Source organism: Streptomyces phyllanthi, from assembly GCF_009377205.1.
Taxonomy (GTDB): Bacteria; Actinomycetota; Actinomycetes; order Streptomycetales; family Streptomycetaceae; genus Streptomyces; species Streptomyces phyllanthi.
Genome location: NZ_VJZE01000210.1, coordinates 1 through 14,923, shown reverse-complemented (window position 1 = coordinate 14,923; position 14,923 = coordinate 1). Strand labels below are relative to the sequence as shown.

Here is a 14,923-nt window from a genome sequence, read left to right as displayed (position 1 = left end):
CCCGTCAGGCAGCCGGCGCGCCCGCGATGACCTCGACCTCGCCGGAGTCCAGCGAGTAGTAGGCGCTGACCACGGCCAGGTCGCCCTTCTTCACGAGTGGGGCGAGGCTCGTGTTGGACCGCAGCTCCGCGGAGGTCTGCCGGATGTGCGCGCGGATCATGGCGTCGACCGGGTCGGCGGCCTTCTGGGCGACGGCGGCCTCGTACGCGGGCCGCAGGGTCCGGACGATCGCCTGGAGATTGCCGGGCAGCTTCTTGCCGTCGCGCATCGCTTCGTACGCCGCCTTGATCGCGCCACAGCGCTGATGCCCGAGTACGACGATCAGCGGCGTCCCGGACGTCACGGGCCCGTACTCCACGGAACCGGTGACCACCGGCTGGATCACGTGCCCGCCGGTGCGTATCACGAACAGGTCGCCGATCCCGGTGTCGAAGACGAGCTCCGGCGGCACCCGGGAGTCGATGCACGACACGATCACACCGAAGGGCTTCTGCTCCTCGGCGACGGCCTCACGCCGGCGGACATCCTGGTCGGGGTGCTGAAGGGCCCCGCCGACCCAGCGCTCGTTGCCCTCCATCAGTCTCGCGAACGCCGTCGAGGGCGAGTCCGGCCGCGGGCCCGCGGAAGGAGAGGGGGTCTTCGCCGCCGCCGCGGGCGTCGCCTGTGCCGTACCGGTGCCGTCCGACTTCGACGAACAGCCGGTCACCAGGGCCGCGGTGGCCAGCAGCCCTCCGGTGAGTACGGCCCTGCGCTGCGGTTGCCGAGCACTGCCCATGTCTCTCTTCCCTTCCGGTCGCGTGCGGGTCGCCTACCTGACGCTTCGTCAGGTAGCTGCCTCCTGGCTCGTTCTCCCAGGTGGAGCGGGTGATCCCACTGTCGCGAGAGGCCGGTAAGCGCCCGTACAGCGCTGATGAAGCCCACGAGAAGCGCCCAGCCAAATCACAAGACGTCACGCGAGGTGACGTTGAGCAAGGGCCGGTCGAGTGGCGAGAGGCGAGAGGCGACTGCCATACCCCAAGTCCCTTGTTAGCGTGGCTCTTTGGCGCATCACGCTTGAGCGAGGGGGAGATCGCGGATGACATCGGCCACGTTCCGTATCGGCGGAGACCTGGAGGTACGGCGGCTCGGACTCGGCGCCATGCACCTGGCGACCGAACCCTCCGACGCGCGCGAGGCGTCCCTCGCGCTCGCCCGGCGGGCCGTGGAGCTGGGCGTCACGCTGATCGACACCGCACACATGTACGGCGGGGGAGCCAATGAGGAGCTCCTGGCCGAAGCTCTGCACCCCTACCCGAAGGACCTGCTCGTCGCCACGAAGGTCGGTGTCTCACGGTCACCGTCGGGCGAGTGGGGGCTGGACGGACGCCCCGACGTGCTGCGCGCCCAGGTCGACGAGGCACTCCGGCGGCTGCGTGTCGACCGCGTCGAGCTGCTCCAGCTGCACCGCATCGACCCGGAGACACCGCTCGCCGACCAGCTGGGCACACTGCGAGAACTCCGGACCGAGGGCAAGGTGGGCCGGATCGGACTGTCCGAGGTCACCGTCGCCGAACTCGACCGGGCGCGGGAGATCGTCGACATCGCGAGCGTGCAGAACCGCTACAACCTGCTCGACCGCGAGCACGACGCGGTGCTCGAAGCCTGTACGGCGGCGGACATCGCGTTCCTGCCGTGGCGACCCGTCGCGCACGGAAGCTCGGGCACGCGGGCCGAGGTCGCCGCCGTGGCGGCCGAGCTGGGCGTGACCGCCACCCAGGTCGCCCTCGCCTGGCTCCTCGACCGCTCGCCGGTCGTCCTCCCCATCCCCAGCACCACGCGCGCCGACCACCTGGAGGAGAACCTCGCGGCCGCCGCCGTCCACCTGACCCCGGCGCAGCGAGCCCGGCTCGACGGGCTGACCCACGAGGACGCATAGCCGGGCTGCCGGACTGTCAGTGGTACGTGGGACGCTTCTGGGGCAGGAGCACACGGCCGAGGAGGGAACGACCACGGTGAACCACGCACAACTGACCGCCCTGGGCCGCGCCCTGCGTCTCGTCGGTGAGCACGGCGAGGCGCTGACGACCGGCACCCCCGACGCGAAGCTGCACGAGGTCAAGGCCGACCTGAAGCGCGCCCTGGACCTGCTGGACGACGCGGTCTCCACCACGGCACCGACCACGCGCTGCGCCGAGCATCCGAACGGCCCGGTCGACGAGGACGCCCCCGACCTCTGCCTGCTCTGCGAGACCCGCCGCCGCGCGGCCCACCGCGCCCAGGTCAACGGCGCCTACGCCCCGCCCCGGCCCACGCAGCCCACCGACCCGGTCCCGTCACGCTACGGCATGCGGGCCGACCGCCCCCAGCCCCAGCAGCGCTGGCTCCCGGAAGCGTGGAACGGCCAGGCGTGGCAGCTCTGCGGCACCCCGCGCCGCGACCGCCGCGAGGCCGAGCTGTATCTCACCGCCCAGCGCCGCGGCCCCCGCCCGGCGATCGCGTACCGCCTGGTCCACGAATTCACGGACTACGAGGTGCTGCGGATCTGGGGCGAGCCGGTACGGGTGGACAGCGAGCCCACTTTTTGACCGCCTCTCGCAGCCCGAAACCCAAGGCCACGTGCAGCCCGGAACCAGGGCCACCCCCGGTTGACCGAGGCGTGGCCCGTCGCTTGACCGAGGCGTGGCCCGTGGCTTGACCGAGGCGTGGCCCGTCGCTTCCCCCGTGGTGACGAGCCACGCCTCTTCCACGTCGGACCGCAGGCCGTGCTCAGGCCGCGGATCCGGCGGTCAGCAGCGCGTCGATCTGGCCCATGGCCGCGGAGATTCCCTCGACCATGCCCATGGACACCAGCTGCTCCATCGCCTCGGCGGTGGGGAGCGTGCTCTCGACCGTCATCACCGTGCCCGTCTCGTCGTCTGCGGTGAGCCGCACACGGACGGTCATGGTGGGCATGGCGGGGTTCGGGTGACCGGAGTCGTCGGCGAAGCCGTCCTCGAACTCCAGCCCGTGCGGGGCCTCGACGGACCGTACGCGCCACCAGCCGTGGTGCTTGTCGCCCTCCGGCCCGGTCATGAAGTACGTGACCGCGCCGCCGGGCGCCAGGTCATGGTCGACGACGGTCGCGGGGTAGGTCGGCGGGCCCCACCACTGTTCGAGCTTGCGGGGGTCCTGCCAGACCTGCCACACCTGCTCCGGTGGCGCGTCGAACCGCGCGGTGAGCGTCAGCGTGAGAGCTTCAGGGTCCTTCCGGACGTCGATCACGGTCATGCGCGTGCTCCTTGCCGTCTTCCGGGTGGGGTTCGGCTTCCGGGCCGGGATCCGAATCGGTTTCCGGACCGGGATCCGAATCGGTTTCCGGACCGGGATCCGGATCAGCTTCCGGGCCCGGATCCGAGAGGATCTCGCCGATCCTGTCGATGCGCCCTCGCCACACCTCGGTCAGCTGGTCCAGGAGCCGGTGAACCTCGCGCAGGGCGTCCGCGTTGCCCCGTACCCGCTGCTCCCGGCCCTGCCGCTGCTTGGTCACCAGCCCCGCGCGCTCCAGCACCGCCACATGCTTCTGGACGGCCGCGAAACTCATCGGGAACCTCCCGGCGAGCTCGGAGACGGAGTGGTCACCGGTGAGGGTGAGGGCCACGATCTCGCGCCGCGTCGCATCGCCCAGGGCCTGGAAGAGGCGATCGGCACGGTCGGCGGACTCTTGACGTACAACCATTGAGTTGTACGTTACCCGGCTCCACCGACCGCGGCAACACGCCGGCCGCCACTTCTCAGGCACTCGCGATCCCGTGGCGCACTAGGTCAGGATCTGACCTCAATGGGTCCTAGCGTGTCGCCCAGACCGATGGAACAGGAACCCACGGAGGGCCAAAGCCATGAACGACCACGCCACCATTGCCGAGCAGCCCAAGCACACCGAGCACACCGAGCACACCGAAGAGACCGAGCACGCCATGCGCACAAGGAGCACCAGGAGCACCGAGGCCGCCGACCTCCTGGAAACGCTGGCCAAGCACCGGCACTTCCTGCTCTTCACCACCCGCGACCTCACCGACGAGCAGGCCGGGCGGCGGACCACCGTCAGCGAACTGTGTCTGGGCGGCCTGATCAAGCACGTCACGTCGGTGGAACGGCACTGGGTGGACTTCATCCTGAACGGCCCGTCGGCGATGGGCGACTTCACCGCGATGACCGAGGCCGACTGGGCCCGGCGGGCCGACGAGTTCCGCATGCTGCCCGGCGAGACGCTGGCCGGTGTGCTGGCGGACTACGCCGAGGTGGCCGACCGGACCGATGAGCTGATCGCCGCCCTGCCCGACCTGGACGCCGGCCATCCGCTGCCCAAGGCCCCCTGGTTCGAGCCCGGGGCTCGGTGGTCGGCCCGCCGGGTGCTGCTGCACCTGATCGCCGAGACCGCTCAGCACGCCGGCCACGCCGACATCGTCCGTGAGTCCCTGGACGGCGCCAAGAGCATGGGCTGAGCCACCGGCCCACCCGGCTTCAAGGCCGTCCCCGGCGATCGAATCAGGCCGGAGTGAAAGGGACCGTCGACAGCCGTTCACCACGGCGCCGAAGCCCACTAGCGTGATGGCATGCTCACGGTCGTAGTCACCGAGACGTTTCCGTGCACACCGGACGAGTTGCTCGACTTCGTGATGGACGTCGAGCGGTACGCGCTGGTCGACCGCAGAATCCGCCCCGTTCGGTGGGCCCGGCGCGACGGGGATCTCCTCGAGTTCGCGTTCCGGCCCAGGCTGGCGGGCATCCCCGGGCCGGGGACGGTGGCCCGGGTGCGGCTGACCCCCGGTCGCCGTATCGATGTCGCGCTGGCCCCGCCGCCCGCGAACCGGCTGACGAGGCTGGCGTCCGACTTCGACGCCAGCTTCGTCTGCACGCCGGTCGAGGGCGGGACCGAGCTCGTACGGACGTTGAACTTCCGGTTCCGGCCCCCGCTGCGGTGGCTGGCGGAACCGCTTCTCAGGCGCCCCCTGACCGCCGAGGCGGAGGAGGAGATCCGACTGGCCAAGGAGTACATCCAGCGACAGAAGCAGACATGACGCCCTGAGGGCTCCCGAGGCCCGCTACGGCCCGAGCCGCCCGATGAACGAGCGGACCTCCTCCTCCCCCAGTTCGTACACGGTCTCGTGGGCCCGGGGATCGCGGGCGTGGAAGGTGTGGAACAACGGGCCGTACGCGCCGCCGAGTTCGACCAGGGAGGCGGACGCACCGCGCACGGCCCGTTCGGTGCCGGGGGCGGTCGTGAGGTCGATGCGGTTCACGACACCGGGGGTGACCCACACCGGCGTCGTCTCCAGGAACCCGGAGATCTGCAGGTGAAAGTGGCCGCAGAGGATGACCCGGACGTCCGTGCCGCGGATCGCGTCGGCCAGCTCCGCCGGGTTCCGCAGACCGAAGACCCGCTGCGTCTCGACGTCGAGGGTGATCGGCGGGTGGTGGAAGGCGAGCACGGTCCCGTGCGGCGCCGGTGTGCGCAGCACCTCGCGCAGCCAGTCCAGCTGGGTGCGGCCCAGGTGTCCGTGGACCTTGCCGGGCACCAGCGAGTCGAGCGTGACGAAGCGGTGGCCGGCGACCGTGCTCACGGCCGCCCGCTCGGAGTCGGCGGACGCCGGCACCGCCTCGGCACGCTCGGTGCCGTCCGCCTCCACATGCCCGCTGCCCAGCACCTTGGCGAAGGCTCCGCGCTCGTCGTGGTTGCCGGTGGTGTAGAACACCGGCGCGTTCAGCGGGCGGGCGAACTCGCGCAGCAGCTCGCGTGCGGTCGTATACGCCTCCACCGCCCCGTCGTTGGCGATGTCACCGGTGACGACGATCGCGTCGACACCTCGCTGGTGCCGCAGTTCACCGAGCATCAGGCGCAGGGAGTCGGTCGCGTTGACGCCGTGCCGGTTCGGCGTATCGGTACGTTCGAGGTGCGTGTCCGACAGATGCAGAATCCGCATCCTCCGAACGCTAACCGGAGTCGACCGGCCCAGCCAGGGCGCCGCCCGGCCACCGACACGCCATCACCACCGTCATCACCGTCACCACCGTCACCGCCGTCACGTACGACCGGCTCGGCGCAGCTCAGCTCATCTCAGCTCAGCGAGCCCAGCGACGCCGGGTCGTACTCCGCCAGCTCGTCGAAGCGGCCCGACAGCACCTTCGCCGCCCACTCCGGGTCCTGGAGCAGGGCGCGGCCGATGGCCACCAGGTCGAACTCCTCGGCCTCCAGGCGGTCCAGAAGGTCGTCGATGCCCCTGACCGTCGAGCCCTCCCCGGCGAACGCGCGGATGAAGTCGCCGTCCAGGCCGACCGAGCCGACGGTGACGACGGGCTTGCCGGTGAGCTTCTTCGTCCAGCCCGCGAGGTTGAGGTCCGAGCCCTCGAACTCCGGGAGCCAGTAACGGCGCGTGGAGGCGTGGAAGGCGTCGACTCCGGCCTCCGCCAGCGGGGTCAGCAGCGCCTCCAACTCCTCCGGGGTCTCGGCGAGCTTCGCGTCGTACCCGTCCTGCTTCCACTGCGAGTAGCGGAAGAGGATGGGGAAGTCCGGGGACACCGAGTCCCGTACGGCCGCCGCGATCTCCGCCGCGAACCTCGTACGGGAGACGAGGTCGCCGCCGTACGCGTCCGTACGGCGGTTGGTGCCGGACCAGAGGAACTGGTCGATCAGGTAGCCGTGCGCGCCGTGGAGTTCGACGCCGTCGAAGCCGATGCGCTCGGCCGCGGCGGCGGCTTCCGCGAAGGCCGCGATGACGTCGTCGATGTCCTGCTGCGTCATCTCCTTGCCGGTGCCGGGCGTGCCGTCCGTGCGAAGGCCGGACGGGCCCATCGCCGGGGCGTCCGGGAACGGCGGCTCGCCCGCCTTGCGCACCATGCCGATGTGCCAGAGCTGGGGGACGATCGTGCCGCCCGCCGCGTGCACCGCCTCCGCGACCTTCGCCCAGCCCGCGAGCTGCTCCTCGCCGTGGAAGCGGGGGATGCCGTCGCTCTGCCCGGCCGACTCGTGGCCCACGTAGGTGCCCTCGGTGACGATCAGTCCGACGCCCGCGGCGGCGCGGCGCCCGTAGTACGACGCCACGTTCTCGCCGGGGATGCCTCCGGGGGAGAACTGCCGGGTCATGGGCGCCATCACGATCCGGTTCGGGACGGTGAGCCCGTTCAGGGCGAGGGGACGGGAGAGGATCTGGGCCGCTCGGGAGGTGGCAACGGTGACGGTCACGCGGGGGCTCCTCGCAGAAAGGTGGTACCAGGCAGTATGTGCACATGCATTGATCTTCACGGGCGTCAACTGCCCCACCCACGACCGCATTCCGGCATTCCGGCGGGAGCCGCTGTGATCCGGCACACTCCCACGCCCGAGCACACCAGAACATGCCCGAGCACACCGGACCACGCCCGAGCACACTGGAACACGCCCGAGGGCGGCACCCCCGAAGTGGGGGTGCCGCCCTCGGCAGGGACGAGCCCGATCCTCGCTGTGCGCGACGGATCAGAAGTCCATGTCACCGCCCGGCATACCGCCACCGGCGGGCGCGGCGGCCTTCTCCGGCTTGTCGGCGATGACGGCCTCGGTGGTGAGGAACAGCGCGGCGATCGACGCGGCGTTCTGCAGCGCGGAGCGCGTCACCTTGGCCGGGTCGATGATGCCCTCGGCGATCATGTCGACGTACTCACCGGTCGCGGCGTTCAGGCCGTGGCCGACCTGGAGGTTGCGGACCTTCTCCACGACGACGCCACCCTCGAGACCACCGTTGACGGCGATCTGCTTGAGCGGGGCCTCCAGGGCGAGCTTCACGGCGTTGGCGCCGGTCGCCTCGTCACCCTCGAGCTCCAGCTTCTCGAACACCTGGGAGGCCTGGAGCAGGGCCACGCCACCACCGGCGACGATGCCCTCTTCGACGGCCGCCTTGGCGTTGCGCACGGCGTCCTCGATGCGGTGCTTGCGCTCCTTGAGCTCGACCTCGGTGGCGGCACCGGCCTTGATGACGGCCACGCCGCCCGCGAGCTTGGCCAGGCGCTCCTGGAGCTTCTCGCGGTCGTAGTCGGAGTCGCTGTTCTCGATCTCGGCGCGGATCTGGTTCACACGGCCCGCGACCTGGTCGGTGGAGCCGGCGCCGTCGACGATGGTGGTCTCGTCCTTGGTGATGACGACCTTGCGGGCGCGGCCCAGGAGGTCCAGGGTCGCGTTCTCCAGCTTGAGGCCGACCTCCTCGGAGATGACCTCGCCGCCCGTGAGGATGGCGATGTCACCGAGCATGGCCTTGCGGCGGTCGCCGAAGCCCGGGGCCTTGACGGCGACGGACTTGAAGGTGCCGCGGATCTTGTTGACGACCAGGGTCGACAGGGCCTCGCCCTCGACGTCCTCGGCGATGATCAGCAGCGGCTTGCCCGACTGCATGACCTTCTCCAGGAGCGGGAGCAGGTCCTTGACGGAGCCGATCTTGGAGTTGGCGATCAGGATGTACGGGTCGTCGAGCGACGCCTCCATACGCTCCATGTCGGTGGCGAAGTACGCCGAGATGTAGCCCTTGTCGAAGCGCATACCCTCGGTGAGCTCCAGCTCCAGACCGAAGGTCTGGGACTCCTCGACGGTGATGACGCCTTCCTTGCCGACCTTGTCCATGGCCTCGGCGATGAGCTCACCGATCTGGGTGTCGGCGGCGGAGATGGAGGCCGTGGAAGCGATCTGCTCCTTGGTCTCGACATCCTTCGCCTGCTCGAGCAGGGCGCCGGAGACGGCCTCGACGGCCTTCTCGATACCGCGCTTCAGGGCCATGGGGTTGGCGCCGGCGGCCACGTTGCGCAGGCCTTCCTTCACCAGGGCCTGGGCGAGGACGGTCGCGGTGGTCGTACCGTCACCGGCGACGTCGTCCGTCTTCTTGGCGACTTCCTTGACCAGCTCGGCGCCGATCTTCTCGTACGGGTCCTCCAGCTCGATCTCCTTGGCGATCGAGACACCGTCGTTGGTGATCGTGGGGGCACCCCACTTCTTCTCAAGGACGACGTTGCGGCCCTTGGGGCCGAGGGTCACCTTGACGGCGTCGGCGAGCTGGTTCATCCCGCGCTCGAGACCGCGCCGGGCCTCCTCGTCGAACGCGATGATCTTGGCCATGTGAAGTGGTCCTCCCGGACTGGGGTGGATTGCTCCGGACCGCGCTGGCGCCCGCGACGGACGGCTCGCCCGCCTGTGGTTCCTTGCCCCACCCGGCGGACGGGCCTCACCGACCCGGTCCTCGTTGTCACTCTCACCTTCAGAGTGCTAACGCCAATGATTAGCACTCGCCCCCCGAGAGTGCAAGGCGCGCCCGCGCAGCGGGCTCGTTGAGGGGTGGTGGTCGGGTGACGGGCGGGCGCAAGCGGCTACCGATGATCCGCAGATGAACGCACCCGTGCGCCCGCGCACATCCCACTCATCCGGACCCCCGCCAGGACAGACCGAAGGGCCCGTATCCCCGTGGGACAACTCCCCGTGGGATACGAGCCCTTCGAAAGAAGTACGAAGAACGTCGCTGCTTGTACAGTCGGCGCGTGCTTCAGCCGGCCAGCCGGACCATGTCCGCCTGCGGCCCCTTCTGTCCCTGCGAGATCTCGAACTCGACCCGCTGACCCTCTTCCAGAGTGCGGTAACCGTCCATCTGGATCGCGCTGTAGTGGACGAATACATCCGCACCACCGTCGACCGCGATGAAGCCGTACCCCTTCTCCGCGTTGAACCACTTGACGGTGCCCTGAGCCATGCCTAACTCCCCTATTACTGGCCCTTGCACAGATCCACACTTCGCGGATCCGGGTCAGACCTCACCCCCCAACGGTTGGGGGCGTGCGCCGGAACGCGTCGACCGCGGCTGAATGTATCTGTCCAACTGCCGTCTGCAACAGGTCAATCGGACGAGAAATCTGGACACGACCGGTCCGGAATGTACGGAGAATTCGCCCGAATTCGGGGCAAGTCGGGCCCCATAAAAGGAGCATAAGCCGCAAAAGCCACGCACACTTTGGCTACTTCATATAGGGCGCGCGGCAGGAACTCATATGCACCCGGCATGAAATCGAGGGGAGAAACGAACCGGGTTCCCCAACTGTACCGCGCTCAACCATACAGAATGGCCCCCTCCGCTTCTCTCACGGAGGAGGCCATTCGGTGAACTCAGAGTGACCGCGATTACCGAAGGTAACAGGCCACCGTGGTCCAGAGGGGCCCAGCGGGGTCCAGCCGGGTCCAGCTGGGTCCCGTGGGGCTCAGCCTCCGGCGACGGCCGGAATGATGGACACACCCGCGCCGTCCGGGGTCGCCGTCTCCAGGCCCTGCTCGAAGCGGACGTCGTCGTCGTTCACGTAGACGTTCACGAACCGGCGCAGCTGGCCCTGGTCGTCCAGGACGCGGGCCGCGATACCCGTGTGGTTCTTCTCCAGGTCGGCGATGACCTCGGCGAGGGTCGCGCCCTCGGCGCTCACCTCGGCCTGACCGCCGGTGTAGGTGCGCAGGATGGTCGGGATGCGGACGGTGACGCTCATGGGGTGGGACCTCCGGTCGGGTACTGCTCGTGGTCGATGAGGGGCAGCGCCCCCATCAGGGGCGCGGGGCTCCATCGATGTGCGGCTCCGCCGCGATGGGGGTCCCCCCTGTTCGAGCGAAGCCGAGAAACTTGGGGGAGCGACCAGCCACGACGGACCCGCAGCGTAGAACGGACCGCAGTCTTACGGTGCTCCGGGCGAAGCGACTAGGCGAGGCCGGCCTCACGGAACGACTCCAGGTTGGGACGAATCGTCGCCGACAGCCCCGTACCCGCCACCGCGTCCAGCGTCTTGAGGCCGTCGCCGGTGTTGAGGACGACCGTGGTCAGGGCCGGGTCGAGCACGCCGGTCTCGATCAGCTTCTTCGTGACGCCGACCGTCACACCACCGGCGGTCTCCGCGAAGATCCCCTCGGTCCGCGCCAGCAGCCTGATCGCGTCCACGACCTGCTCGTCCGTCACGTCCTCCACGGCCCCGCCCGTCCGCCGGGCGATGTCGAGGACGTAGGGGCCGTCGGCGGGGTTGCCGATCGCGAGCGACTTGGCGATGGTGTTCGGCTTCTGCGGGCGCACGACGTCGTGGCCGGCCTTGTAGGCGACCGACACCGGCGAGCAGCCCTCGGCCTGGGCACCGAAGATCTTGTACGGCTTGTCCTCGACGAGCCCGAGCTTGATCAGCTCCTGCAGCCCCTTGTCGATCTTCGTGAGCTGGGAGCCGGAGGCGATCGGGACGACGATCTGGTCGGGGAGCTGCCACCCCAGCTGCTCGCAGATCTCGTACGCGAGCGTCTTGGAGCCCTCGGCGTAGTACGGCCGCAGGTTGACGTTGACGAAGCCCCAGCCCTCGCCGGCCGGGTCGCCGATCAGCTCGGAGCAGAAGCGGTTCACGTCGTCGTAGTTGCCGTCGATGCCGACGAGCTCGCCGCCGTAGACCGCGGCCATGACGACCTTGCCCTGCTCCAGGTCGTGCGGGATGAACACGCAGGAGCGGAAGCCCGCCCGGGCGGCCGCGGCACCCACGGCGCCGGCCAGGTTGCCCGTGGAGGAACAGGAGAGGGTGGTGAAGCCGAAGGCGCGCGCGGCCTCCAGGGCCTGGGCGACGACCCGGTCCTTGAAGGAGTGCGTCGGGTTACCGGAGTCGTCCTTCACATACAGACCGCCGGTCACGCCGAGCTCGCGCGCCAGGTTGTCGGCCTTGACCAGCGCGGTCCAGCCGGGGTTGAGGTTCGGCTTGCCGGCCACATCGGCGGGGACGGGCAGCAGGGGCGCGTACCGCCAGATGTTCGCGGGGCCGGACTCGATGCGCTTGCGCAGCTCTTCCGTCTCGTAGGCCGAGAAGTCGTACGCGATCTCCAGCGGGCCGAAACACTCCTCGCAGGCGAAGACCGGGCCGAGCGGGACGCGGTGGCCGCACTCGCGACAGGACAGCGCGGTGGCGGGGCCGAGGTCGACACTGGTCGTGGCGGGGGAGTTCGTGGTGTTCGCAGCGGTCTGCACAGCCATGGAGGCGAGGCCCTTTCTCCTCATCTTCCTCACGACGCATCTCGCCGTGAGACGGATTTGGCACCTTCCCTAGCCGGGAGCCTCGCAAGGCGATCGACGGTGATCGTGGAACGATCGACGCTGATCGGTACGAGAACCGGCTGGAGGGTTGCCGGGGCTTCATCGGGCCGTGTCCCTCTGCCCCTCTGGATGAGCGGTATGTGGTTGTTGATCGTGGAACGCAGCGGTGACCCCGCAATGCGATGGTCATCCGCGTTGTTCAAGACTGTAACCGAAGGCCAGGACAGTTGAGATAGCCGTCCGAACCGCGAGATGGATCACATGGGAGTCCATGTGGTCGCCTGGTCGAACAGTGAGGAGCCACAGACCGTGCTGGAAGAAGCTGAGCGCTGGCTGAGCACCCGCTCCTGGTCCGTGACCGATCGCCCGCTCCACCGGATCCTGGCCGCCAAACGTTCCTCGGGCCAGTCGGTCAGTGTCGTGCTGCCCGCGCTCGACGAGGAGGAGACGGTCGGAGAGATCGTCGCCGTGATCCGTCACGACCTCATGCAACAGGTTCCGCTCGTCGACGAGCTCGTCGTCGTCGACTCGGGATCGACGGACCGTACGTCGGAGGTCGCCGCCGCCGCGGGCGCGACGGTGGTGCACCGGGACGCGATCCTCCCGCGCATCCCCACCGTCCCCGGCAAGGGCGAGGTGCTGTGGCGCTCCCTCCTGGCCACCCGCGGCGACATCGTCTGCTTCGTCGACGCGGACCTCAGGGAGTTCTCGTCCGACTTCGTCTCCGGGATCGTGGGCCCGCTGCTCACCGACCCGGGCGTCGACCTGGTCAAGGCGATGTACGACCGCCCGCTGGGCGGAGCCGCGGGCCAGGGCGGCCGGGTCACCGAACTGATGGCGCGCCCCCTGCTGAACATGCACTGGCCGCAGCTCGCGGGCTTCGTCCAGCCGCTGGGAGGCGAGTACGCGGCCCGCCGCTCGCTCCTGGAACGGCTCCCGTTCCCGGTCGGGTACGGGGTGGAGCTGGGCATGCTCGTCGACGCCCTGCACCTGGTGGGGCTCGACGCGCTGGCCCAGGTCGACGTCGGCGTCCGCAAACACCGCCACCAGGACGGCCAGGCCCTCGGCCGTATGTCCGCCGCCATCTACCGCACGGCCCAGCTCCGCCTGGCCCGCGGCCACCTGATCCGCCCGTCACTGACGCAGTTCGAACGGGGAAAGGAGGGCTTCGAACCGCGCACGTACTCGGTGGACACGGAGGAGAGGCCGCCGATGGTGGAGATCGAGGAGTACATGGAACGCAAGGCGGCGTGATCGCAAGGGGCCGCAGGCCCCTGCCCAGGGGCGCGGGGAACTGCGCGACCAGCCGGATACGACCGGCACACGCGCCACAACAGCTCCCCCCGAGCTCATAGGCGCCCACGCCCACCCAGCGCAACCGCACGTTTGAGCGGATGCGGCAAGGGCTAGGAACACGAACATGGCTTCCGCTCCCCCCAACGGCGCCCCCATCCTCGTCGCGTCCAACCGCGGCCCGGTCTCGTACACCCTGGACGAGAAGGGCGAGCTCACGGCGAAGCGCGGCGGAGGCGGCCTGGTATCGGGGCTGTCGGCGATCGGGCCGGAGGCCGGCGCGGTGTGGGTGTGCTCGGCGCTGGGCGACGGCGACCGGGAAGCCGTACGGCGGGGTGTGAGCGAGCCCGGCGTACGGATGCTCGACATCGATGCCGCGACGCACGCGGACGCGTACAACGGCGTCGCCAACTCCGTGCTGTGGTTCGTGCACCACATGCTGTACCAGACTCCGCTGGAGCCGGTCTTCGACGGCGAGTTCCGGCGCCAGTGGGCGTCCTACGAGGCGTACAACCGGGCGTTCGCCCTGGCGCTGGCCGAGGAGGCGGCGCAGGACGCGGCGGTCCTGGTCCAGGACTACCACCTGGTCCTGGTGCCGAGGATGCTGCGCGAGCTGCGCCCCGACCTGCGAATCGGCCACTTCTCGCACACCCCGTGGGCGCCGGTGGAGTACTTCCGGCTGCTGCCCGACGACATCGCGGCGAAGGTGCTGCGCGGCATCCTCGGCGCGGACCGGGCGGCGTTCCTGACGCAGCGGTGGGCGGACGCGTTCACGGAGTGCTGTCACGCGGTCCTGGGGCCCGGGATCCCGTCGGGCACCCGGATCGGGGTGCACGGGCTGGGGGCCGACGCGGACTTCCTGCGCGAGCGCTCGCACGAGCCGGATGTCGGCGAGCGGATGGCGGCGTTGCGGGAGCAGATCGGTACGGCGCCGGACGGGACTCCGCGGCGGACGATCGTACGGGTCGACCGGACCGAGCTGTCGAAGAACATCGTGCGGGGGCTGCTGGCGTACCGGCAGTTGCTGGAGGACCGGCCGGAGTGGCGCGAGCGCGTGGTTCACGTGGCGTTCGCGTACCCGTCGCGGCAGGACCTCGCCGTGTACCGCGACTACACGGCGGAGGTACGGCGGCTGGCGGACGAGATCAACTCGCGGTACGGGACGCCCGGCTGGACTCCGGTGGTGCTGCATGTGAAGGACGACTTCGCGCGCTCGCTGGCGGCGTACCGGCTGGCGGACGTGGCGTTGGTGAACCCCATCCGGGACGGGATGAACCTGGTCGCCAAGGAGGTGCCGGTCGTCTCCGACGAGGGGTGTGTACTGGTGCTGTCGCGGGAGGCGGGGGCGTACGAGGAGCTGGGTGAGGACTCGGTGGTGGTGAACCCGTACGACGTCGGGGGGACGGCGGTCGCTCTGCACGAGGCGCTGGAGATGCCGCTCGGGGAGCGGGCCGAGCGCACGAAGCGGCTGGCCGCGGCGGCGACGGCGCTGCCGCCGACACGGTGGTTCCTGTCCCAGCTGGACGCACTGGCTCCCTGAGGAGTTCGCCCCCGCCGCCCCTACCCCTGTCTCT

Annotated in this window: 15 protein-coding genes and 1 riboswitch; of the genes, 6 read left to right on the top strand and 9 right to left on the bottom strand. The window is 69.8% G+C overall.

Annotation, left to right across the window (positions count from 1 at the left end):
- Window positions 1–4 precede the first annotated feature (4 nt).
- Complete coding sequence (locus tag FNH04_RS26010) at window positions 5–775, bottom strand: carbonic anhydrase (RefSeq protein WP_194236821.1); 771 nt, start codon at window positions 773–775, stop codon at window positions 5–7.
- A gap of 300 nt (window positions 776–1,075) precedes the next feature.
- Here FNH04_RS26010 and FNH04_RS26005 point away from each other — a divergent pair, with 300 nt between their 5' ends.
- The gene (locus tag FNH04_RS26005; protein ID WP_152788219.1) at window positions 1,076–1,915 is read left to right on the top strand and encodes an aldo/keto reductase; all 840 of its coding nucleotides are present in this window, start codon (window positions 1,076–1,078) and stop codon (window positions 1,913–1,915) included.
- Window positions 1,916–1,991: 76 nt separating this feature from the next.
- Entirely contained in the window at window positions 1,992–2,564 is a 573-nt protein-coding gene (locus FNH04_RS26000) for a hypothetical protein (RefSeq protein WP_322723883.1), read from the top strand.
- A gap of 181 nt (window positions 2,565–2,745) precedes the next feature.
- On the opposite strand, the gene FNH04_RS25995 is transcribed toward FNH04_RS26000, so the two are convergent.
- Window positions 2,746–3,246 (bottom strand): SRPBCC family protein, encoded by a 501-nt coding sequence (locus FNH04_RS25995; protein WP_152788218.1) that lies wholly within the window; start codon window positions 3,244–3,246, stop codon window positions 2,746–2,748.
- Window positions 3,215–3,694 (bottom strand): metalloregulator ArsR/SmtB family transcription factor, encoded by a 480-nt coding sequence (locus FNH04_RS25990; RefSeq protein WP_152788217.1) that lies wholly within the window; start codon window positions 3,692–3,694, stop codon window positions 3,215–3,217. The genes FNH04_RS25995 and FNH04_RS25990 overlap by 32 nt, the downstream gene beginning before the upstream one ends.
- A 238-nt stretch (window positions 3,695–3,932) precedes the next feature.
- Here FNH04_RS25990 and FNH04_RS25985 point away from each other — a divergent pair, with 238 nt between their 5' ends.
- Window positions 3,933–4,460 carry a DinB family protein gene (locus FNH04_RS25985; protein WP_152788221.1) on the top strand — a complete coding sequence of 176 codons (528 nt, stop codon included), beginning with the start codon at window positions 3,933–3,935 and terminating at the stop codon, window positions 4,458–4,460.
- Window positions 4,461–4,571: 111 nt separating this feature from the next.
- A complete protein-coding gene (locus FNH04_RS25980; protein WP_152788216.1) occupies window positions 4,572–5,036 on the top strand; it encodes an SRPBCC family protein in 465 nt (154 codons plus the stop codon).
- Between the two features lie 24 nt (window positions 5,037–5,060).
- Here FNH04_RS25980 and FNH04_RS25975 read toward each other — a convergent pair whose 3' ends face one another.
- The 6 genes from FNH04_RS25975 to thrC all read right to left on the bottom strand — a co-directional run bounded on the left by FNH04_RS25975 (window position 5,061) and on the right by thrC (window position 11,996).
- A complete protein-coding gene (locus FNH04_RS25975; protein WP_152788215.1) occupies window positions 5,061–5,939 on the bottom strand; it encodes a metallophosphoesterase family protein in 879 nt (292 codons plus the stop codon).
- Window positions 5,940–6,073: 134 nt separating this feature from the next.
- Window positions 6,074–7,198 carry an NADH:flavin oxidoreductase gene (locus FNH04_RS25970; protein WP_322723881.1) on the bottom strand — a complete coding sequence of 375 codons (1,125 nt, stop codon included), beginning with the start codon at window positions 7,196–7,198 and terminating at the stop codon, window positions 6,074–6,076.
- A gap of 270 nt (window positions 7,199–7,468) precedes the next feature.
- Window positions 7,469–9,091, bottom strand: coding sequence for a chaperonin GroEL (groL, locus tag FNH04_RS25965; RefSeq protein ID WP_152788213.1), 1,623 nt, complete (start codon window positions 9,089–9,091; stop codon window positions 7,469–7,471).
- A gap of 421 nt (window positions 9,092–9,512) precedes the next feature.
- The gene (locus FNH04_RS25960) at window positions 9,513–9,716 is read right to left on the bottom strand and encodes a cold-shock protein (protein ID WP_009339379.1); all 204 of its coding nucleotides are present in this window, start codon (window positions 9,714–9,716) and stop codon (window positions 9,513–9,515) included.
- A gap of 502 nt (window positions 9,717–10,218) precedes the next feature.
- Window positions 10,219–10,494, bottom strand: coding sequence for a MoaD/ThiS family protein (locus FNH04_RS25955; protein ID WP_152788212.1), 276 nt, complete (start codon window positions 10,492–10,494; stop codon window positions 10,219–10,221).
- Window positions 10,495–10,700: 206 nt separating this feature from the next.
- A complete protein-coding gene (gene thrC / locus FNH04_RS25950) occupies window positions 10,701–11,996 on the bottom strand; it encodes a threonine synthase (protein WP_152788211.1) in 1,296 nt (431 codons plus the stop codon).
- Between the two features lie 17 nt (window positions 11,997–12,013).
- Window positions 12,014–12,192, bottom strand: a riboswitch (SAM riboswitch).
- 173 nt (window positions 12,193–12,365) lie between these two features.
- Here thrC and FNH04_RS25945 point away from each other — a divergent pair.
- Together FNH04_RS25945 and FNH04_RS25940 are read left to right on the top strand one after the other, a co-directional pair.
- A complete protein-coding gene (locus FNH04_RS25945) occupies window positions 12,366–13,310 on the top strand; it encodes a glucosyl-3-phosphoglycerate synthase (RefSeq protein WP_322723879.1) in 945 nt (314 codons plus the stop codon).
- Between the two features lie 166 nt (window positions 13,311–13,476).
- Window positions 13,477–14,889, top strand: a complete 1,413-nt coding sequence (locus FNH04_RS25940; protein ID WP_152788210.1) for an alpha,alpha-trehalose-phosphate synthase (UDP-forming) — start codon at window positions 13,477–13,479, stop codon at window positions 14,887–14,889.
- Window positions 14,890–14,923: the final 34 nt, after the last annotated feature.

What these genes read in the sequence shown, in the direction of transcription:
- FNH04_RS26010 (WP_194236821.1), bottom strand. Translation starts at nt 775, where the DNA reads ATGGGCAGTGCTCGGCAACCGCAGCGCAGGGCCGTACTCACCGGAGGG.
- FNH04_RS26005 (WP_152788219.1), top strand. Translation starts at nt 1,076, where the DNA reads ATGACATCGGCCACGTTCCGTATCGGCGGAGACCTGGAGGTACGGCGG.
- FNH04_RS25995 (WP_152788218.1), bottom strand. Translation starts at nt 3,246, where the DNA reads ATGACCGTGATCGACGTCCGGAAGGACCCTGAAGCTCTCACGCTGACG.
- FNH04_RS25990 (WP_152788217.1), bottom strand. Translation starts at nt 3,694, where the DNA reads ATGGTTGTACGTCAAGAGTCCGCCGACCGTGCCGATCGCCTCTTCCAG.
- FNH04_RS25985 (WP_152788221.1), top strand. Translation starts at nt 3,933, where the DNA reads ATGCGCACAAGGAGCACCAGGAGCACCGAGGCCGCCGACCTCCTGGAA.
- FNH04_RS25980 (WP_152788216.1), top strand. Translation starts at nt 4,572, where the DNA reads ATGCTCACGGTCGTAGTCACCGAGACGTTTCCGTGCACACCGGACGAG.
- FNH04_RS25975 (WP_152788215.1), bottom strand. Translation starts at nt 5,939, where the DNA reads ATGCGGATTCTGCATCTGTCGGACACGCACCTCGAACGTACCGATACG.
- groL (WP_152788213.1), bottom strand. Translation starts at nt 9,091, where the DNA reads ATGGCCAAGATCATCGCGTTCGACGAGGAGGCCCGGCGCGGTCTCGAG.
- FNH04_RS25960 (WP_009339379.1), bottom strand. Translation starts at nt 9,716, where the DNA reads ATGGCTCAGGGCACCGTCAAGTGGTTCAACGCGGAGAAGGGGTACGGC.
- FNH04_RS25955 (WP_152788212.1), bottom strand. Translation starts at nt 10,494, where the DNA reads ATGAGCGTCACCGTCCGCATCCCGACCATCCTGCGCACCTACACCGGC.
- thrC (WP_152788211.1), bottom strand. Translation starts at nt 11,996, where the DNA reads ATGGCTGTGCAGACCGCTGCGAACACCACGAACTCCCCCGCCACGACC.
- FNH04_RS25940 (WP_152788210.1), top strand. Translation starts at nt 13,477, where the DNA reads ATGGCTTCCGCTCCCCCCAACGGCGCCCCCATCCTCGTCGCGTCCAAC.